The 18,587-nt window shown below is 71.3% G+C and carries 16 protein-coding genes and 2 pseudogenes; 11 read left to right on the top strand and 7 right to left on the bottom strand.

The window, feature by feature from the left end:
- Positions 1 to 2 precede the first annotated feature (2 nt).
- From LG388_RS22130 to LG388_RS22095, 8 genes and pseudogenes are all read left to right on the top strand, one after another.
- Positions 3 to 992 carry a tripartite tricarboxylate transporter substrate binding protein gene (locus LG388_RS22130; RefSeq protein WP_225784726.1) on the top strand — a complete coding sequence of 330 codons (990 nt, stop codon included), beginning with the start codon at positions 3 to 5 and terminating at the stop codon, positions 990 to 992.
- A 63-nt stretch (positions 993 to 1,055) separates the two neighbouring features.
- On the top strand, positions 1,056 to 1,973 hold the full coding sequence (kdgD, locus tag LG388_RS22125; RefSeq protein WP_225784725.1) for a 5-dehydro-4-deoxyglucarate dehydratase: 918 nt from the start codon (positions 1,056 to 1,058) through the stop codon (positions 1,971 to 1,973).
- A gap of 66 nt (positions 1,974 to 2,039) precedes the next feature.
- Positions 2,040 to 2,396 (top strand): annotated as a pseudogene (locus LG388_RS22120) (Bug family tripartite tricarboxylate transporter substrate binding protein); the annotation flags it as partial.
- A gap of 22 nt (positions 2,397 to 2,418) precedes the next feature.
- Positions 2,419 to 2,613: pseudogene (locus tag LG388_RS22115) on the top strand (2-hydroxyacid dehydrogenase); the annotation flags it as partial.
- Between the two features lie 46 nt (positions 2,614 to 2,659).
- A complete protein-coding gene (locus LG388_RS22110; protein WP_225784724.1) occupies positions 2,660 to 3,997 on the top strand; it encodes an enolase C-terminal domain-like protein in 1,338 nt (445 codons plus the stop codon).
- A gap of 55 nt (positions 3,998 to 4,052) precedes the next feature.
- Positions 4,053 to 5,156, top strand: a complete 1,104-nt coding sequence (locus tag LG388_RS22105; protein ID WP_225784723.1) for an SMP-30/gluconolactonase/LRE family protein — start codon at positions 4,053 to 4,055, stop codon at positions 5,154 to 5,156.
- Positions 5,157 to 5,198: 42 nt separating this feature from the next.
- The gene (locus LG388_RS22100; RefSeq protein ID WP_225784722.1) at positions 5,199 to 6,635 is read left to right on the top strand and encodes an aldehyde dehydrogenase family protein; all 1,437 of its coding nucleotides are present in this window, start codon (positions 5,199 to 5,201) and stop codon (positions 6,633 to 6,635) included.
- Positions 6,636 to 6,701: 66 nt separating this feature from the next.
- Entirely contained in the window at positions 6,702 to 7,292 is a 591-nt protein-coding gene (locus tag LG388_RS22095; RefSeq protein ID WP_225784721.1) for an NADPH-dependent FMN reductase, read from the top strand.
- A gap of 39 nt (positions 7,293 to 7,331) precedes the next feature.
- Here LG388_RS22095 and LG388_RS22090 read toward each other — a convergent pair whose 3' ends face one another.
- From LG388_RS22090 to LG388_RS22070, 5 genes are all read right to left on the bottom strand, one after another.
- Positions 7,332 to 8,792: an MFS transporter gene (locus LG388_RS22090; RefSeq protein ID WP_225784720.1), complete on the bottom strand. Its 1,461-nt coding sequence runs from the start codon at positions 8,790 to 8,792 to the stop codon at positions 7,332 to 7,334.
- A gap of 55 nt (positions 8,793 to 8,847) precedes the next feature.
- Positions 8,848 to 9,312, bottom strand: a complete 465-nt coding sequence (locus LG388_RS22085) for an SRPBCC domain-containing protein (protein WP_225784719.1) — start codon at positions 9,310 to 9,312, stop codon at positions 8,848 to 8,850.
- A 105-nt stretch (positions 9,313 to 9,417) separates the two neighbouring features.
- Positions 9,418 to 10,959 carry a glycine betaine ABC transporter substrate-binding protein gene (locus LG388_RS22080; protein WP_225784718.1) on the bottom strand — a complete coding sequence of 514 codons (1,542 nt, stop codon included), beginning with the start codon at positions 10,957 to 10,959 and terminating at the stop codon, positions 9,418 to 9,420.
- 35 nt (positions 10,960 to 10,994) lie between these two features.
- Complete coding sequence (locus LG388_RS22075) at positions 10,995 to 12,470, bottom strand: APC family permease (RefSeq protein WP_225784717.1); 1,476 nt, start codon at positions 12,468 to 12,470, stop codon at positions 10,995 to 10,997.
- A 25-nt stretch (positions 12,471 to 12,495) separates the two neighbouring features.
- Positions 12,496 to 13,428 (bottom strand): class I SAM-dependent methyltransferase, encoded by a 933-nt coding sequence (locus tag LG388_RS22070; RefSeq protein WP_225784716.1) that lies wholly within the window; start codon positions 13,426 to 13,428, stop codon positions 12,496 to 12,498.
- A 334-nt stretch (positions 13,429 to 13,762) separates the two neighbouring features.
- On the opposite strand from LG388_RS22070, the gene LG388_RS22065 reads away from it, so the two are divergent.
- The 3 genes from LG388_RS22065 (at position 13,763) to ispF (ending at position 16,216) form a co-directional block, all read left to right on the top strand.
- Positions 13,763 to 14,818, top strand: a complete 1,056-nt coding sequence (locus LG388_RS22065) for an ROK family protein (protein WP_225784715.1) — start codon at positions 13,763 to 13,765, stop codon at positions 14,816 to 14,818.
- Positions 14,819 to 14,931: 113 nt separating this feature from the next.
- Complete coding sequence (gene ispD, locus LG388_RS22060) at positions 14,932 to 15,696, top strand: 2-C-methyl-D-erythritol 4-phosphate cytidylyltransferase (protein WP_225784714.1); 765 nt, start codon at positions 14,932 to 14,934, stop codon at positions 15,694 to 15,696.
- A 7-nt stretch (positions 15,697 to 15,703) separates the two neighbouring features.
- On the top strand, positions 15,704 to 16,216 hold the full coding sequence (gene ispF, locus LG388_RS22055; protein WP_225784713.1) for a 2-C-methyl-D-erythritol 2,4-cyclodiphosphate synthase: 513 nt from the start codon (positions 15,704 to 15,706) through the stop codon (positions 16,214 to 16,216).
- A 94-nt stretch (positions 16,217 to 16,310) separates the two neighbouring features.
- On the opposite strand, the gene LG388_RS22050 is transcribed toward ispF, so the two are convergent.
- Both LG388_RS22050 and ompR read right to left on the bottom strand, forming a co-directional pair.
- Positions 16,311 to 17,849: an ATP-binding protein gene (locus LG388_RS22050; protein WP_370630221.1), complete on the bottom strand. Its 1,539-nt coding sequence runs from the start codon at positions 17,847 to 17,849 to the stop codon at positions 16,311 to 16,313.
- Positions 17,850 to 17,853: 4 nt separating this feature from the next.
- Positions 17,854 to 18,585, bottom strand: a complete 732-nt coding sequence (gene ompR / locus LG388_RS22045) for a two-component system response regulator OmpR (RefSeq protein ID WP_225784712.1) — start codon at positions 18,583 to 18,585, stop codon at positions 17,854 to 17,856.
- Between the last annotated feature and the right edge of the window lie 2 nt (positions 18,586 to 18,587).

The raw sequence follows: 18,587 nt of genomic DNA, 5'->3' as shown, positions 1-18,587 counted from the left end.
CAATGACTCTGAACCGACGCCAATTGCTGGGCCGCGCGCTGGGCGGTGCCGTGGGCGCCGCCGCCGTGGCCGCGCCGTGGGCCGCACAGGCGGCCGACAACTGGCCCAGCAAGCCGATCCGCATCGTGGTGCCATACCCGCCGGGCGGCTCCTCGGACATCATTGCGCGCGCGATCAGCCAGCCGCTTTCGGACGCGCTCAAGCAGCCGATCGTGATCGACAACAAGCCCGGCGCCAACGGCAACCTGGGCGCGGACTTCGTCGCCAAGTCGGCCCCCGATGGCTACACGCTGCTGCTGTGCGACGTGGGCGCGCTGGCCATCAGCCCCTCGATCTACACCAAGCTGTCCTTCGACCCGTCCAAGGACCTGCGCGGCGTGACCATGCTCGCGTACTCGCCGCACCTACTGGTGGTACATCCCTCGGTCAAGGCCAACAATTTGCAGGAGCTGGTGGCGCTGTCCAGGAGCAGCGACCTGAACTTCGCCGTCACGGCCACCGGCAGTGCGCCGCATCTGGCCGGTGTGGCGGTGGAGCGCGCCACGGGCGCCAAGTGGGTCTACGTGCCCTACAAGGGCGGCGTGCAGTCCATCCAGGACACGGTGGCGGGCCAGACGCAGGTGCTGATGAACGGCATGCTGGCCACCTTGCCCCATGTGCAGAGCGGCAAGCTCAAGCTGCTGGGCGTGTCCAAGGCCACGCGCATGCCGCTGATCGGCAGCGTGCCCACCATCGCCGAGCAGGGCGTGCCCGGCTTCGAGTCCGGCACCTGGCAGGGCGTGCGGGCACCGCGTGGCACGCCCGACGCCATCGTCAACCGCCTGAACCGCGAACTGATCGCCGTGATCCGCTCGGCCGACATCCGCTCGCGCCTGGCGGGGCAGGGCGCCGAGGTCGTGACCATGGCGCCGGCCGAGGAAGAGCAGTTCTTCCACAAGGAACGCGCCCGCTGGGCGCAGCTGGTGAAGGACGCGAACCTGCGCATCGACTGAAACCCGGGGCGTCCGTCGGCGCCCTTGGCTCCCCTTTCAAGAAACCTTTCACGGAACACCCCCATGAGCTTCACCCCCCAGGAACTCAAGTCCATCATGAGCTCCGGCTTGCTGTCCTTCCCGATCACGGACTTCGATGCCCACGGCGACTTCGACCGCGACGGCTACGTCAGGCGCCTGGAGTGGCTGGGCCCCTACGGCGCCAGCGCGCTGTTCGCCGCCGGCGGCACGGGCGAATTCTTCTCGCTCACGCCCGAGGAATACCCCGAGATCATCCAGACGGCGGTGGACGTGTGCCGCGGCACGGTGCCCATCATTGCCGGCGCTGGCGGCCCCACGCGCCAGACCATCGCCTATGCCCAGGCGGCCGAGAAGGCCGGCGCGCACGGCATCCTGCTGATGCCGCACTACCTGACCGAGGCCAGCCAGGAAGGCCTGTTCCACCACGTGAAGGCGGTGTGCGACAGCGTCAAGTTCGGCGTGATCGTCTACAACCGCGCCCAGGCCAGGTACAAGCCCGACACGCTGGCCCGCCTGGCCGAGGCCTGTCCCAACCTGGTCGGCTTCAAGGACGGCGTGGGCGACATCGAGGCCATGGTCTCGGTGTTCCAGAAGATGGGCGACCGCTTCAGCTACTTGGGCGGCCTGCCCACGGCCGAGGTCTATGCCGCGGCCTACAAGGCGCTGGGCACGCCGGTGTATTCCTCGGCCGTCTTCAACTTCATCCCCAGGACGGCGATGAAGTTCTACGAAGCCGTGCGCGACGACGACCTGCCGACGCAGCACCGCCTGCTCAAGGACTTCTTCATGCCCTACCTGGACATCCGCAACAGGAAGCAGGGCTATGCCGTGAGCATCGTCAAGGCCGGCGCCCGGATCGTCGGCCACGGCGCGGGCCCGGTGCGCCCGCCGCTGTCGGACCTGAGCGACGCGGAAAGCCAGGAACTGGCGGCGCTGATCGAGAAGCTCGGCCCGCAGTAAGCCGCGCCGCCAAGAGGAAAGCGGCCGGCGTCCGAGCCGGCTGCGCCCATCCACCGGAGACAAGACATGCAACGACGCACCGCAGGCCTGGCCTCGCTGGCGGCGGCCCTGGCGCTGGCCGTTCCTTTCATCACGCAGGCGCAGGGCCGCTGGCCCGAAAAGCCCGTGACCATCGTCGTGCCCTTCCCGGCGGGCGGCTCCACCGACATGGTGGCGCGTGCCCTGGCGCAGGAAATGGGCCACCAGCTGGGCCAGAGCTTCGTGGTCGACAACCGGCCCGGCGCCACCGGCACGCTGGGCGCCGGCATGGTCAAGCGCGCGGCGCCCGACGGCTACACGCTGCTCGTGTCCTCGCTGGGCGCTTTCGTGGTCACGTCGCACCTGCTCAAGGGCGTAGCCTATGACGCGACCCAGGATTTCGACGGCACAGCATGGCAAGCTGCCGCTGCCCCAGCTCGAGGATGAGCCGCGCCCGCGGCCCGCACTGCTGACGCTGGAGAACGTGCTGCTGGCCCCGCACGTGGCCGGCGGCACGCACGAGACGCGCCGCGCCATGGCTGACCTGGTGCTGCGCAAGCTCGCATCCTTCCTGGCCACCGGCCGGCCCGAGGCCGAAGTGCCCGGGTCCGCCGCCCAATGACCCGGCAGCGATGATGCCTGCCCCCTGTACACCCCTGGATCCGACCATGTCCCACACGCCCACCATCACCCAGATCGAAGTCATTCCCGTGGCCGGCCGCGACGGCATGCTCATGAACCTGAGCGGCGCGCACGGCCCGTATTTCACGCGCAACGTGCTGCTGGTGCACGACAGCGCCGGCCGCACGGGCGTGGGCGAGGTGCCGGGCGGCGAGGGCATCCGCCAGGCGCTGGAAGACAGCCGGCCGCTGCTCGTCGGCCAATCGGTGGGCACGCACCTGCAACTGCTGCAGCGCGTGCAGCAGGCCCTGGCCGGGCGCGACCCGGGCGGGCGCGGCCTGCAGACCTTCGACCTGCGCATCGGCGTGCATGCGGTGACGGCCATCGAGTCGGCGCTGCTGGACCTGCTGGGCCAGCACCTGGGCGTGCCCGTGGCGGCGCTGCTGGGCGAGGGCCAGCAGCGCGAGCGCGTGGAAGTGCTGGGCTACCTGTTCTTCGTGGGACCGAGCGACAAGACCGGTCTGCCTTACCTCCAGCCCGGCGAGGATGCCACCGGCACCGACGACTGGACGCAGGTGCGCCACATGATGGCCATGACACCCGAAGCCATCGTGCGCCAGGCCGAGGCGGCGCATGTGCGCTACGGCTTCAGCGATTTCAAGCTCAAGGGCGGCGTGCTGGCCGGCGATGCGGAAGTCGATGCCGTGGTGGCGCTGCACGAGCGCTTTCCGCAGGCCCGCGTCACGCTGGACCCGAATGGCGGCTGGCTGCTCAAGGACGCGATCCGCCTGGGCCAGCGCATGCGCGGCGTGGTGGCCTATGCCGAGGACCCATGCGGTGCCGAAGGCGGCTTCTCGGGCCGCGAGGTGATGGCCGAGTTCCGCCGCGCCACGGGCCTGCCCACGGCCACCAACATGATCGCCACCGACTGGCGGCAGATGACGCATGCGCTCGCGCTGCAGTCGGTGGACATCCCGCTGGCCGACCCGCATTTCTGGACCATGGCCGGCTCGGTGCGCGTGGGCCAGACCTGCCGCGACTGGGGCCTGACCTGGGGTTCGCATTCGAACAACCACTTCGACATCTCGCTGGCCATGTTCACCCACGTGGCCGCCGCCGTGCCCGGCAAGGTCACGGCCATCGACACGCACTGGATCTGGCAGGACGGCCAGTTCCTGACGAAGAACCCGTTCCCGATCCGCGGCGGCTTCATCGACGTGCCCCAAACGCCGGGCCTGGGCGTGACGGTGGACCGAGAGGCGCTCAAGCGCGCCAATGCGCTGTACCTGGCGCACGGCCTGGGCGCGCGCGACGACGCCATCGCGATGCAATCCCTGATCCCGGGCTGGAAGTTCGACAACAAGCGGCCCTGCATGGTGCGCTGAAGATCCGCGCGCGGCGGCATCGGAAAAAGATCAACAACAGAAGGAGACAAGAGCCATGACACACAGAACCCTCAACCGCCGCCGCCTGCTGCAGAACGCAGGTGCGACGGCCCTGGGCGCGCTGGGCGCCGCCGCGGGCGCGCAGCAATTCGACTTCAAGCCGGCCCAGCGCTACCCCGACCCCAACGTCTTCATCCTCGACCCGAGCTTCGCCAAATACCGCATCTACAGCAGCACCCTCGAGCAGCTGGGCAGCGGCATGCGCTGGGCCGAGGGGCCGGCCTACTTCCCCGAGACCGGCACACTGATCCTGTCGGACATCCCGAACAACCGGCTCATGAAGTACGAGGAGAAGACCGGCAAGTTCTCGGTGCACAAGGAAGGCGTGAACTACGCCAACGGCAACACGCGCGACCGCCAGGGCCGGCTGATCAGCTGCGAGCATTCGGTCACGCGCCGCGTGGTGCGCACCGAGAAGGACGGCAGCCTCACGGTGCTGGCCGACCGCTTCGAGGGCAAGCGCCTGAACGCGCCCAACGACGTGGTCGTGAAGTCCGACGACAGCGTGTGGTTCACCGATCCGCTGTTCGGCATCAACGGCGAATGGGAAGGCGCGCGCGCCACGCCCGAGCAGGCCACCACCAACGTCTACCGCGTCGGCAAGGACGGCGCGGTCAAGGCCGTCGTCACCGACATCTTCAACCCCAATGGCCTGGCCTTCTCGCCCGACGAGAAATACCTCTATGTGGTGGAGTGGAAGGGCACGCCGAATCGCAGCATGTGGCGCTTCGAGGTCTCGGCTGACGGCACCACGCTGTCGAACAAGACCAAGCTGATCGATGCCGACGGCCCCGGCGCGCTGGACGGCTTTCGCGTGGACCGCGACGGCAACCTCTGGTGCGGCTGGGGCTTTTCCGGCGCCTTCGCGCCCGAGGCCACCGACATCGGCGGCGGCATGAAGGCACACTTGCCCCTGGCGCGGTCGGACGAGATGGATGGCGTGAAGGTGTTCAACAAGGACGGCAAGCCCATCGGCTTCATCCGCCTGCCCGAGCGCTGCGCCAACCTGGAATTCGGCGGCCCCAAGCGCAACCGGCTCTACATGGCCAGCAGCCACTCGCTCTACGCGCTCTATGTGGAAGCGCATGGGGCGGTGTGAGCAGGCGGACTCTGATCACTGCAACCTTCAAGGATCCTTCCGATGAGTGAATTCAAGAACCTGATCAACGGCGAATGGGTCGCCGGCAAGAGCTACAGCCCGAACGTCAACCCCAGCAACCTGGCCGACGTGCTGGGCCAGTACGCGCAGGGCGACGCGGCGCAGGTCGATGCGGCCGTGGCCGCTGCCGCCGCCGCCTTCCCGGCCTGGGCCACGGGCTCGGTGCAGGCGCGCAGCGACGCGCTGGACAAGATCGGCACCGAGATCCTGGCCCGCAAGGAAGAGCTGGGCACGCTGCTGGCCCGCGAGGAGGGCAAGACCCGCGCCGAAGGCATCGGCGAAGCGACCCGTGCCGGCCACATCTTCAAGTTCTTCGCGGGCGAATGCCTGCGCCTGGCCGGCGAGACGCTGCCTTCGGTGCGCCCGGGCATCGGCGTGGAGATCACGCGCGAGCCGGTCGGCGTGGTGGGCCTCATCACGCCCTGGAACTTTCCGATCGCCATTCCGGCCTGGAAGATCGCGCCGGCGCTGGCCTTCGGCAACTGCGTGGTCTTGAAGCCCGCCGACCTCGTGCCCGGCTGCGCCTGGGCGCTCGCGGAGATCATCAGCCGCTCGGGCATCCCTGCGGGCGTTTTCAACCTGGTCATGGGCCGCGGCAGCGTGATTGGCAATGCGCTGGTGCAGCATGCGGGCGTGCACGCGATCAGCTTCACGGGCTCGGTGGGCGTGGGCCGTGCGCTGGCGCTGGAATGCGTCAAGGGTGGCAAGAAGGTGCAGCTGGAGATGGGCGGCAAGAACCCGCAGGTCGTGCTGGACGACGCCAACCTGGACCAGGCCGTGGAGCTGAGCGTACAGAGCGCCTTCTACTCCACGGGCCAGCGCTGCACGGCGTCGAGCCGCCTGATCGTCACCGAAGGCATCTACCCGAAGTTCATCGAGGCGATGAAGGCCCGAATGGCCAGGATCAAGGTCGGTGACGCGCTGGCGCAGGGCACGGACATCGGCCCGGTCTCCAGCCAGAGCCAGCTCGACCAGGACCTGGCGTACGTGCAGATCGGCAAGGACGAGGGCGCCACGCTGGCCGTCGGCGGCGAGCGGCTGAAGCTGGAGACGGAGGGCTACTACATGAGCCCGGCGCTGTTCAGCGAAAGCGCCAAGACCATGCGCATCAACCGCGAGGAGATCTTCGGCCCGGTGGCCAGCGTGATCCGCGTGAAGAACTACGAGGAAGCGCTGGCCACGGCCAACGACACCGAGTTCGGCCTGTCCGCGGGCATTGCCACCACCAGCCTGAAGTACGCCACGCACTTCAAGCGCCACAGCCAGGCCGGCATGGTCATGGTGAACCTGCCCACGGCCGGCGTGGACTACCACGTGCCCTTCGGCGGCCGCAAGGGCAGCAGCTACGGCCCGCGCGAGCAGGGCCGGTACGCGCAGGAGTTCTTCACCACGGTGAAGACGGCCTACACGCAGGCCTGATTCCGCCGCACCCGCCCCGGGGCCCGATCAGGGATGATCGGGCCCTTCCTTTTTCCAGGAGCCCGCATGCCCGACAAGATCCTCGTCTTCTACGGTTCGTACCGCGCCGACCGCATGGGCATCCGCCTGGCGGACTTCATCGTGAAGGGCCTGCAGGCGCGCGGCGCCGAGCCGGAGCTCATCGACGCCAAAGCCGTCAACCTGCCCATGCTCGACCGCATGTACAAGGAGTATCCGAAGGGCGGCGCGCCCGAGGCGCTCGAGACCCTGGCGGGCAAGATCCGCGCGGCCGATGCCTTCGTCTTCGTCACCGGCGAATACAACTGGGGCGTGCAGCCGGGCCTGAAGAACCTCACCGACCATTTCCTCGAGGAATGGTTCTGGCGGCCGGCCGCCATCGCGAGCTATTCGGCGGGCCGCTTCTCGGGCGTGCGCGCGGGCACGGCCTGGCATTCGATCCTCTCGGAAATGGGCATGGTGGTGGTGTCGAGCACGCTCGCGGTGGGCCCGATCTCGCAGACCCTCGATGCGCAGGGCGAGCCCACGGGCGATGCGGGCGGCAGCCTCAAGCGCGCCTTTCCGCGTTGGGCCGACGACCTGGCCTGGTGGACGCAGGCCGCCCGCGCACAGCGCGCCGTGCAGGCGCCGCCGTACTGAGGCGGGCCGGGCGCGGCCAGCGCGCACCCGCCCGCTGCTTCAGTTGCCGGGCCGGTGCATGCCCAGCGGCGGCGCGATGTCCTCCAGCGCGCGCCGCTCGGCATTGACCGCGAAGCGCAGCGCCAGCAGGCCCGCGGCGATCACCAGCGCCGCGCCGATCGCGTAGCCCACGGCCACCGCGCCGCGGCTGCCGGTCTCGATCAGCGCGCCGAAGAGCCAGGGCGCCGCGAAGCCGCCAGCGCCCGTGCCCACCGCGTAGAAGAGCGAGATGGCCAGGGCGCGCATCTCCAGCGGGAACACCTCGCTCACCGTGAGATAGGCCGAGCTGGCCGCCGCCGAGGCCAGGAAGAAGACCGCCGACCAGGCCAGCGCCTGGCTGCGCGCGTCCAGCAGTCCGGCCATGAAGGCCCAGCCGGTGAGGCCCAGCCCGAGGCCGGCCCCGACGTAGGTCAGCGCGATCATGCGACGGCGGCCCACACGGTCGAACAGCGGGCCCAGCAGCAGGGGCCCCAGCACATTGCCCAGCGCGAACGGGAAGATGTACAGCGCCACCCGCGCGTCGGGCACGCCATGGAAGCGCGTGAGCACCAGCGCGTAGGTGAAGAAGATGGCGTTGTAGAAGAAGGCCTGCGACAGCATCAGCGCCAGGGCCACGGCGCTGCGCTGGCGGTAGTGCGTGAACAGCACGCGGGCGATCTCGCGCACCGACGGTGCGGCGCGCGACTGCAGCGACAGCCGCCCGCCGGCCGGTGGCAGCGGCCGGCGTTCGCGGCCGACCTCGGCCTCGATGGCCGAGACGATGCGCTCGGCTTCCTCCGCGCGGCCGTGCATCAGCAGCCAGCGTGGGCTTTCGGGCACGTGCCGGCGCACCAGCACGATGGCCACCGCGAGCAGCGCGCCGAGCGCGAAGCCGGCGCGCCAGCCCCACACGGGGCCCAGCACGGCCGGGTCCAGCAGCACCAGGCTCAGGCCCGCCCCCAGCGCGGCGCCGAGCCAGAAGCTGCCGTTGATCGCCAGGCTCACCCGCCCGCGAACGCGCGCCGGCACCAGCTCGTCGATGGCCGAGTTGATGGCGGCGTATTCACCGCCGATGCCCAGGCCGGTGAGGAAGCGGCAGGCGGCGAAGAAGGCGAAGCCCGGCGAGAAGGCCGTGGCGAAGGTGGCGGCCGCATAGAGCGCGAGCGTGATCATGAACAGCCGCTTGCGGCCCCAGCGGTCGGCCATGCGGCCGAACAGCAGCGCGCCCAGCACGGCCCCGCCCACGTAGAGCGAGCCGGCCAGGCCGATCTGGCTGGCGCTCAGCGCCAGGGTGTCGCCGCGCTCCAGCACGCCGCCCAGCGAGCCGACCAGCGTGACCTCCAGCCCGTCGAGCACCCAGGCTGTGCCCAGCGCCAGCACCACGCGCCAGTGCCAGGCCGACCAGGGCAGGCGGTCCAGCCGGGCCGGGATGTCGGAATGCAGGACGGCGGCGGCATCCGCCAAGCGCGCGCCGGCGGTCATGGGGACGTGCAGGCCTGGGGCCGGGGCCACACGCGCGGCAAGCCGGCCCGCGCCATCAATCCGCCTTCACCGCACAGTCGGCGAGCTTTTGCAGCACGCCGGCCCAGGCGGTGGTGCAGAAGGCCAGGAACCTCGAGCCCTGCGGCCATCCCTCGTGCGTGAAGCTCAGCACGGTCTGTACCGGGATGCGCCGGGCCCAGTCGGCGCGCGCGGCCGGCGAGGATTCCCGGGGGCCCAGGCGGAAGCTGATCGTGGTGCCGGTCCATTCGGAAGCCGGCGTCGCCGCATCGTGGGTGCTGATGCATGTCCATTGCAGCAGCGTGTTCGGCTCGCGGGCCACCACCCGCATGCGCACCGTGCCGTGCGCGGGGCCGGGGGTGTGTTCCCACACCGTGCCTTCCGGGGTTTCGCGCTCGGACTGGTGGTCCCACCAGCAGCTCACCCCCTCGGCGCTGCCCAGCAGCGCCCAGACTTGCTCGACGGGCGCATCGATCCAAAGCTCGTGCCGGATGGCGGCCATTGCATCCTCCAGGGTGTTGGGCCCGATCCTAGGCACGCCGGCGCGCGCGGCGGCGTAGGCCAAGCCCGCACGCGCAAGGCAGGCCGGTCGCGCAGCCCCGCCCGCTCAACGCGCGCGCCGCAGCAGGGCTTCCAGCCCCTCGAACAGGAGTTCGCTCAGCAGTGCCAGGGCAGCGGCCGGCAGGGCGCCGGCCAGCAGCAGGGCGCGGTCGTTGAGCGCGAGCCCGGTCACGATGCGCTCCCCGAAGCCGCCCGCGCCGATGAAGGCCGCAAGGGTCGCGGTGCCGATGGCGATGGCCGTGGCGGTGCGGATGCCCGCGACCAGCGTGGGCAGCGCCAGCGGAAGCTGCACCAGCCGCAGGTTCTGCCGCCGCGTCATGCCCAGCGCCGTGCCCGCCTGCTTCACGCCCCCGGGCACCTCGGCCAGTCCGGTGACGGCGTTGCGCATGATGGGCAGCAGCGAATACAGCGTGAGCGCGATCAGCGCGGGCAGCGTGCCGATGGCGCCCAGCAGCGAGATGAGGACGGCCAGCAGCGCGAGCGAGGGCACGGTCTGCAGCAGGCCCGTGAGGCCGAGCACGAAGGCGCGCAGCCGCAGGTGCGGAAAGACCCCGATGGCCAGCGGCACGCCGATCAGGGTCGCCAGGCCCACCGAGGCCGCCACCAGCATCAGGTGCTGGCGCGCGAGCCGCGGCAGGTCGGGCCCCAGCAGCTTGGCCACGAAGCCGGCCGAGGCGCCCGCAGGGGCCGCCGGCGCCGCGCCGCCTGCGGCGAGGAAATCGCGCGCGATGGCCGCGAAGCCCGCGCCCTGCAGTTCGGCCCGTGCATTCATGCCGATCATCGCGGCTTCGTCGATGCGGCCTTCGAGCTTCTGCAAGGCGGCCCAGGCCTGCGGAAGGCGCCGGGGCAGGTCGAGCCGGTGCAGCACCACCGCGTCATAGCGCGGGAAGTGGGCGAGGTCGTCCTCCAGCACGGTGAGGCCCAGATGGCCGATCTTCGCGTCGGTGGTGTAGATGTCGATCACGTCCACCTGGCCGGCCGCGATGGCGTCGTAGGCGATGCCATGGTCCAGCCCGGTCGGCGTCTGCGGCAGGCCATAGCGCGCCGCCACGCCGCGCCAGCCGTCGGCGCGGCCGATGAACTCGTTGCTCAGGCCCAGCCTGAGCCCGGGGTGCCTTGCCAGGTCGCTCAGCGTGCGGATGCCCAGGCGCCTGGCCTCGGCGGCGCGCATGGCGAAGGCATAGCCGTCGTTGAAGCCCAGCGGCACCGCCAGGCCCAGGCCCAGCGGCCGCAGGGCAGCCTGCATCGCCTCGCGCGTCAGCGGCTGCGGGCTCTTGAGGATCTCCAGCGCGATCGTGCCGGTGTATTCGGCGTACAGGTCGATGCTGCCGCTGCGCAGCGCCTCGTAGACGATGGCCGTGTTGCCCAGGCCCTGCCGCACGACAGGCGGCTGGCGCAGGTGCGGCGCGGCCGTTTGCGCCAGCACTTCGGCCAGGATGTACGACTCGGTGAAGCGCTTGGAGCCGATGCGCAGCGGGCCTTCGTCGGCGAAGGCGCCGCCCGCGGCCAGGACGGCCAGCAGCAGGGCCAGCCTTTGCAGCCAGCGCCGCAGGAGGGGCCGGGCCGGGAGCAGGAGCGTTCCGCGCATCGCGGCAGTGTAGGGGGCGGCGCGCCCCCGCACCTTCACGGCGGCGTGTCCCGCGGCAGCGGCTGCGAAGGCGCTGCCGGCCTGCCCATCAGGCGCATGAGCAGCAGGCCGCTGGCCAGCACGCCCACGCCGACCCAGGCCGCGTTGAGGCCGGCCACCTGGTGGCTGCCCACGAAGGCCAGGCTGGCCCCGAGCATGGCCAGGCTGCTGGCGCAGAACAGCAGCGGCACCCACGGATAGAGCGGCACGCGAAAAGGGCGGGGCACATGCGGCTCCAGCCGGCGCAGGCGGAACAGCGCCAGGCCGGTGAGAAAGAGGAACAGCCAGAACACCGGCGCCGTGTACTCCACCATGGCCGTGAAGCCGTCGTCGTAGACGGCGCCCAGCGCGATCAGCACCAGCGCCAGCGCGCACTGCAGCACGAAGCTGTTGCGCGGCACCCGGCGTTCGGGACACCAGGCGCCCAGCACGCGCAGCGCGGGCCAGTCGCGGCCCATGGCGCAGGCGGTGCGCGCGCCCACGATCAGCGTGGCGTTCATCGAGGCCAGTGCGGCGACCGCCACCAGCAGCGCGATCAGCTGGCCCGCCACGGGGCCCAGGCTCACCGCCAGCATCTCGGCCGCCACCGCATCGGCGCTGGCCATGCCGTCCAGGCCCAGCGTGGCCCAGTAGGCCCAGTTCACCAGCAGGTACAGCACGGTGATCAGTCCCACCGACAGCAGCAGCGCCCAGGCGATGGCGCGGCGGTGCGGCAGGTCGGCGCTGATGTAGGCGGCGTCGTTCCAGCCGCCGAAGGTGAGCAGCACGAAGACCATGGCCATGCCGATGCCCGCGAGGGACAGCGGCACGCTCGGGTTGCTGCCCTGGCCGCCGGCCCACGGCGGCGCCGCCGGGCCGGACGGGGCCGATGCCGTGGCCGCGAGGGCGTCCGTGCCGCCGCCCAGCCACAGCCAGGCGCCGGCGCCCACGATCAGCGCCAGCCCGGCCACGTCGAGCGAGGTGAGCCAGGTCTGCGCCCGTGCGCCTTCGCGCAGCCCGCGCACGTTGAGCGCCGTGAGCACCAGCACGGCCGCGGCCGCGTAGACCGCCGGTCCGTGCGGGCCCAGCGGCAGCAGCTGCGCCATGTAGTCGCCGAAGAGAAAGCCCAGCAGCGCGATGGAGCCCGTGGTGATGACCGAGAAGCGCGCCCAGGCATAGAGCAGGGCGGTGGCGCGGCCGAAGGCGCGCGAAAGGAAGTGGTACTCGCCGCCCTGGCTGGGGTAGGTGGTGGACAGCTCCGCATAGCACAGGGCGCCGATGATGCTGAAGAGCCCGCCGGCCAGCCAGACCGCGAACAGCCAGCCCGCCGAGGGCACGTGGGCCGCGACCATCGAAGGCGCCTTGAAGATGCCCGCGCCGATGGCCACGCCCAGGATGATGGCAATCGCATGCCACAGCCCGAGCGGGCTGCCGCCGGGTGCGGAATGCGCATCGCAGGACGCAGCGGGCGGGCGGCCGCGCCAGGCGCTCATCCGGCCATACCGCCTGGGCGCGGCCTCATGTGCCGCCCTCGACGTAGGCGCTGCCGACGATGGTGTCGGGCGGGCCCGTGCGCTCGGCCTCGAAAGGCTGCGGCGGCGCCGTGCCGCGCTGGTAGCTGCCGCGCAGGCGGTTGCCCTGCACTTCGGCGCGCAGCTTCACCGCGCGGCCGGCACTGTCGCGCAGGCCGAACTGCAGGGTGCGGCCGTCGATGCGCGGCTCGATGAGCGCGGCCGTGAGCGAGCCGTCGCTGGCCTCGGCCTGCAGCTTCTGGAAGGTCTGGCGCACCTGCATCGACTGCGGCAGGCCGCTGCCGGCCGCGGCGTTGAAGCGCCAGTGGCCTGAGACATTGGCCGGGATGCGCCACAGGAAGAGTTCGCCGCTGCCGATGCGCGAGCGCTCGTCGGGCTGCCATTCGCCCATGCCGAAGGAATGCGAGACCACGCGTGTGCCGGGCGGCAGCTCGAAGAGCCGGGGGCGCAGGCGCAGGTTCAGTTCGGGCAGCAGGTAGAGCGTGACCACCGTGGCCTTCGAGAAATCGGCTTCGAAGATGTCGGCCTTCTCGAAGCGCACGCGCTCGTGCACGCCGGCCTCGCGTGCCAGGCGGCGCGACAGCTCGACCATGCGCGGATCGAACTCCAGCCCCGTGGCCAGGGCGCCCGCGCGGCCGGCGGCAATGGCGATTTTGCCGTCGCCCGAGCCCAGGTCGTACACATGGTCGTCGGCCTGCACCTCGGCCATCTGCAGCATGCGCTGCACCAGCGCGTCGGGCGTGGGAATCCAGATCACGTCCTTGCCGGCCTGGCCCCGCGTGGGCTCCCAGCTGCCGCCATGGCCGGGCTCGCGCAGCTGCGCCAGGGCGGGTACGGGCAGCGCAGTTGCGGCGGCCAGACTGCCGAGCCGGCCCAGGCGCAACAGCGCCTGGCGGCGAAGGAGGAGATGTGGGCGCATGGGGCTCTCCGGCAGGGAGCGCGCCGCGCTGCACGCGCGCATGGCGCGGTGCGGACGCGGGGCGGCGTCAAGAAAGGGGACCACACGGCGTGGTGTGGCGGCCATTCTGCGCAGCCCGGGCCCCGCGCGCATGACACAGCCTTGCGCACCGTGGGTACTTGGAAGGGCGTGCGCCTACAGACGCTGCCGGTGCGTGCCGATGCGCGGCGTGCTCGAGCCCCGTCGGGCCGGGGCCGCGGGCGCTGGCATGCTGCGGCCAATGCCCAGGACCGCTGCCCCCGCACCCCCCGCCGCCGCCAGACGCAACCGGCGTGCCCCGCCTCCGCCGAGCATCGTGGGTGCGCACCACGGCGCCACCGAACTGGAACACGTGCAGATCGCGGGCTACAACCTGGAAGTGGAGGATGCCGACGGCTTCATCGGCGACCGCGCGAGCCAGACCGCCTTTCGCGCCTTACTCGACGAGTGGCGCCGGCGCTATCGCGAGAAAGGCCGGCCCGACCCGCTGGGCAAGCGCCCGTCCTCGGCCCTGGGCAAGAAGGTGCTCGACAAGGCCATCGCGGCCAGGAAGGCGTCGCCCGCGGCGGACATCGTGCACGGCGCGATCGAGGAGTTCGCCGTCGAGCTCGCGCAGGTCATCCAGCGCTTCATGCGCCAGAAGAGCTGGAAGGGCGTCAAGCGCATCGTGATCGGCGGCGGCTTTCCGGAAAGCGACGTGGGCGAGCGCGCCATCCTGCAGGCGGCGGCGCTGTGCGAGGCGGCGGAGCTGCCCGTGCATCTGGCGCGGCTGCGGCACGACGTGGACGACGGCGGCCTGATCGGCTGGGTGCATCTCGCGCCGCCCACGATCACCGAGCACCATGACGCGCTGCTGGCCGTCGACCTGGGCGGCACCAATGCCCGCTGCGGCATCGTGAGCTTTCGCCGCCACAAGGCCGCGGACTTCTCGCGCGCCCGCGTGGAGCGCCGGGTGAAATGGCGCCATGCCGACGACGACCCCAGCCGCACCGGCCTGGTCGCGGGCCTGGTGCGTCTGCTGGAGGAACAGATCGCCTGGGCCCAGCGCCACAAGCTGCGCCTGGCGCCCTTCGTGGGCATCGCCTGCCCGGGCCTGATCCGCGCCGACGGCAGCATTGCGCGCGGTGCGCAGAACCTGCCCGGGAACTGGGCCGCCGACAGCTTCCACCTGCCCACGGCGCTGCGCGATGCGCTGCCCGTCATCGACGGCCACGCGACCCAGGTGCTGATGCACAACGACGCGGTGGTGCAGGGCCTGAGCGAAGTGCCCTTCATGCGCGACGTCAAGCGCTGGGCGGTGCTGACCATCGGCACGGGGCTGGGCAATGCCAGCTACGTGAACCGCCGCGTGCAGGACCGCGCGGCCGACTGAGCCTGGCGTTCGCGCTCCTAGAATGGCGCCCCCCGCCGGGGCCGCGCTTGTGTTGCGGCACCGGCCCCATTGTTCCTTGTGGCCGCGCCGCAGCGCCGCGCCGCCTTCCCGCCGTGTCCCCTGCCGCATCCCCCCGTCTCCATGTGCTGATTCCCGCTGCCGGCGTGGGTGCGCGCGCGGGCGGCCACGGCCCCAAGCAGTACCAGCCGCTGGCCGGCCGCGCGCTGGTGGCGCACACGCTGGACGCCTTTCGCGCCCTGGGGGCGCAACTGAGCACGCTGGCGCTGGTGGTGGCGCCCGAAGACGCCCAGGCGGGCCACGCGCTGCCGGGCTTTCCTGCTACCGCCCAGGTCCAGGCGGGCTGCTGCGAGGAACTGCTGCTGCGCGCCGGCGGCGCCACGCGCGCCGACAGCGTGCGCCAGGGGCTGGCGGCACTGCAGGCGCGGGGCGCGGCGGCCGAAGACTGGGTGCTGGTGCATGACGCGGCGCGCTGCCTCGTGACGCCCGCGCAGATCCGCGCGCTGATTGCTGCCTGTCTGCCGGATCCTGTGGGCGGATTGCTGGCCCTGCCGCTGCCCGACACGCTCAAGCAGGCTGACGCGCAGCAGCGCGTGGCCGCCACCTTGCCCCGCGAACGGAAATGGCTGGCCCAGACGCCCCAGATGTTCCGCATCGGCCTGCTCGCGCGGGCGCTGGACGCGGCGCAGCATTCGGGCCTGCCGGTGACGGACGAGGCCAGCGCCGTCGAAGGCCTGGGCCTGGCGCCGCTGCTGGTGCCCGGCAGCGCGCGCAATTTCAAGATCACCTATCCCGACGATTTCGCCCTGGCCGAGGCCGTGCTGCAGGCACGGCAGGCGGCGGGCGCCTGCGTCCGCTGACTTCGCCATGGCCACTGCTTCCCACACCTCTTCCTCGCCTTCCTTTGCCATCCGCGTCGGGGAGGGCTGGGACGTTCACCAACTGGCCGCCGGCCGCAAGCTGATCCTCGGCGGGGTCGAGGTTCCGCACACCGTGGGCCTGCTCGGCCATTCGGACGCGGACGTGCTGCTGCACGCGATCACCGACGCGCTGCTGGGCGCGGCGGGGCTGGGGGACATCGGCCGCCACTTTCCCGACACCGATCCGCAGTTCCGCGGCGCCGATTCCACCGTGCTGCTGGCCGAGGCGGCGCGCCGCGTGCGCGCCCAGGGGTGGCAGATCGGCAATGTGGACAGCACGGTGATCGCGCAGGCGCCCAAGCTGGCGCCGCACATTCCGGCCATGTGCGCGCGCATCGCGCAGGCGCTGGACCTGCCCGTGGCGCAGGTCAACGTCAAGGCCAAGACGGCCGAGAAGCTGGGCCCGGTGGGCGAGGGCCGGGCGATGCAAGCGCGCGCCATCGCCCTGCTGCACCGCTGAGCGCACGGCCGCACGGGGATGAAGTGCGCCGCGCCGGTGCGCGCGGCAGCGGACATCCGCCTGCAGGCATTCCTGCGTGCAGGCGCTGCGGCTTTCAGGCGTGCGAGGGCTCGCCGTCCGCCGGCTCCGCGCCGGGGCCGGCGGCTGCCAGCGGCTGCGGCTGCGACTCGCTGGCCTCGAGCGGCATGTCGGCCGCGCGCTGCAGCCGGATGTGGGCCGCGAAGCCGCGCCCCGGCGTGCTGGTCAGCGCGAAGGTGCCGCCCATGCGCTCCACGTTCTTGGCCACGATGGACAGGCCCAGTCCGGCGCCGGCCGCCGAGGTGCGCGCCACGTCGCCGCGGAAGAAGGGCTTGGTGAGCTGGGCCAGCGTGGCCGGCGCCACGCCCGGGCCATGGTCGCGCACTTTGATCAGCACCGCGTCGCCGTGCGCATGGGCATGGATCATCAGCTCGGCCTGATCGGTGCCGGGCGTGCGGCCGTAGCGGCGCGCGTTCTCCAGCAGGTTCGAGATCACGCGCGTCAGTTCCACCTCGTCGGCCTGCACGGCCACCGAGTCGGGCATGTCCACCGTGATGACAACGTCGTCATGGTCCTGCACGGCATAGGCGCAGGAATTCACCACATCGCGCAGCCGCACCGGCGTGAGCTTCACGTGGTCGGGCCGCGCATAGTCCAGGAACTTGTCGATGATCGCGTCCAACTGCTGGATGTCGGCCGCCATGTGGGCGCGCGCGTCCTCGTCGGCCACGCTCATCTCGGTTTCCAGCCGCAGCCGGGCCAGCGGCGTGCGCAGGTCGTGCGAGATGCCGGCCAGCATCACGGCACGGTCCTGCTCGATCTTGGCCAGCTGGTCCGCCATGCGGTTGAAACCGATGTTCACCGCGCGGATCTCGTTGGTGCGCGCATGCTCGTCGAGCCGGTGCGCCTCGTACTCGCCTTCGCGCACCTGCGTGGTGGCACGCGACAGCTGCTTGAGCGGCCGGTTGATGAAGCGCGTGATCAACGCCGAGCCGGCCATCGACAGCACGATGGCCGTGACCAGCCAGGTCAGCCAGGTGCGCCCGCCCACGCGCGAGAAGCGCGTCGGGTCCAGCAGCAGCCAGTAGTTGTCGCTGTCGATGTTGAAGCCGATCCACAGGCCTGGCTCGTCATTGACCTGGCTCGCGATGGTCGTGCCTTCGCCGAGCCGGTCGACCAGCTCTTCGGTCACGCGCCGGTCCAGCGTGCCGCTGGTGTAGGGCTCGAAGCGGTCACCCGGCTCGCGCGGCAGGATCCGCACGCCTTCCTGGTCGGCCAGCGTCTTGATCAGCGACACGCGCGTGATGGCGTCCGAATACAGCAAGGCCGCGCGGGTCAGGTTGACCAGCGAGGCGATCTGGTGCGCGGTCTGCACGGCGCGCGGCTCGTCCTCGAACGCGCGGAAGGTCTGCAGCCATCCGAAGATGCAGACCATCAGCAACAGGGCCAGCAGGAAGAAAGTGCGCCAGAACAGGCTGAAGGCCACGCGCGGCCACCACCAGCCGCGGCGGTGCGCGCCGGTGCCCGATTCCAGCGGGCTCGCGAGCGTGACCGAGCCGCCGTCTTCCTCGAGCGGGCTGGGCTGCGTCGTGTCCCGTGTGGCGGTGGCAGTCACCCGCTCAGGCCGTACCGTCCGGTACGAAGACGTAGCCCACGCCCCACACCGTCTGGATGTAGCGCGGGGCCGCCGCGTCGGATTCGATCAGCTTGCGCAGGCGCGACACCTGCACGTCCAGGCTGCGGTCGAAGGGCTCGAATTCGCGGCCGCGGGCGAGCTGCGCGAGCTTTTCGCGCGACAGCGGCTGGCGCGGGTGGCGCACCAGCGCCTTGAGCATCGCGAACTCGCCGGTGGTCAGCGAAAGCTCCTCGCCGTCCTTCTTGAGCGTGCGCGATCCGAGGTCGAATTCGAAGGGGCCGAAGCTCACCGTCTCGTTCTCGGTGGAGGGGGCGCCGGGCGCCTCCTGCGGCGGACGGCGGCGCAGCACCGCATGCACGCGCGCCAGCAGTTCACGCGGGTTGAAGGGCTTGCCGAGGTAGTCGTCGGCCCCGACCTCCAGGCCCACGATGCGGTCCACGTCCTCGCCCTTGGCGGTGAGCATGATGATGGGCGTGCGGTCGTTGGCGGCGCGCAGCCGGCGGCAGATGGACAGGCCGTCCTCGCCGGGCATCATGAGGTCCAGCACGATCAGGTCGACCGTGTCGCGCAGCAGGATGCGGTTGAGCGCCTTGCCGTCCTCGGCCACGATCACCTCGAAGCCTTCCTGGGTCAGGTAGCGGCGCAGCAGGTCGCGGATGCGGGCGTCGTCATCGACGATCACGATCTTGTCGGTGCGGGCAGGTGTTTGTGTCATTG

Origin of the sequence: Xenophilus sp. Marseille-Q4582, assembly GCF_916700565.1 — a bacterium.
Lineage (GTDB): Bacteria > Pseudomonadota > Gammaproteobacteria > Burkholderiales > Burkholderiaceae_C > Xenophilus.
The sequence above is the reverse complement of the archived record's forward strand: the minus strand, read 5'-3'. Positions and strand labels throughout refer to the sequence as shown.

Bases quoted from the DNA above. Each gene is read 5' to 3' on its own strand.
- ispF (WP_225784713.1), top strand. From the start codon at position 15,704: ATGGCCACTGCTTCCCACACCTCTTCCTCGCCTTCCTTTGCCATCCGC.
- LG388_RS22100 (WP_225784722.1), top strand. From the start codon at position 5,199: ATGAGTGAATTCAAGAACCTGATCAACGGCGAATGGGTCGCCGGCAAG.
- LG388_RS22095 (WP_225784721.1), top strand. From the start codon at position 6,702: ATGCCCGACAAGATCCTCGTCTTCTACGGTTCGTACCGCGCCGACCGC.
- ompR (WP_225784712.1), bottom strand. From the start codon at position 18,585: ATGACACAAACACCTGCCCGCACCGACAAGATCGTGATCGTCGATGAC.
- LG388_RS22085 (WP_225784719.1), bottom strand. From the start codon at position 9,312: ATGGCCGCCATCCGGCACGAGCTTTGGATCGATGCGCCCGTCGAGCAA.
- LG388_RS22130 (WP_225784726.1), top strand. From the start codon at position 3: ATGACTCTGAACCGACGCCAATTGCTGGGCCGCGCGCTGGGCGGTGCC.
- LG388_RS22110 (WP_225784724.1), top strand. From the start codon at position 2,660: ATGTCCCACACGCCCACCATCACCCAGATCGAAGTCATTCCCGTGGCC.
- LG388_RS22075 (WP_225784717.1), bottom strand. From the start codon at position 12,470: ATGAGCGCCTGGCGCGGCCGCCCGCCCGCTGCGTCCTGCGATGCGCAT.
- LG388_RS22090 (WP_225784720.1), bottom strand. From the start codon at position 8,792: ATGACCGCCGGCGCGCGCTTGGCGGATGCCGCCGCCGTCCTGCATTCC.
- LG388_RS22105 (WP_225784723.1), top strand. From the start codon at position 4,053: ATGACACACAGAACCCTCAACCGCCGCCGCCTGCTGCAGAACGCAGGT.
- LG388_RS22070 (WP_225784716.1), bottom strand. From the start codon at position 13,428: ATGCGCCCACATCTCCTCCTTCGCCGCCAGGCGCTGTTGCGCCTGGGC.
- kdgD (WP_225784725.1), top strand. From the start codon at position 1,056: ATGAGCTTCACCCCCCAGGAACTCAAGTCCATCATGAGCTCCGGCTTG.
- LG388_RS22080 (WP_225784718.1), bottom strand. From the start codon at position 10,959: ATGCGCGGAACGCTCCTGCTCCCGGCCCGGCCCCTCCTGCGGCGCTGG.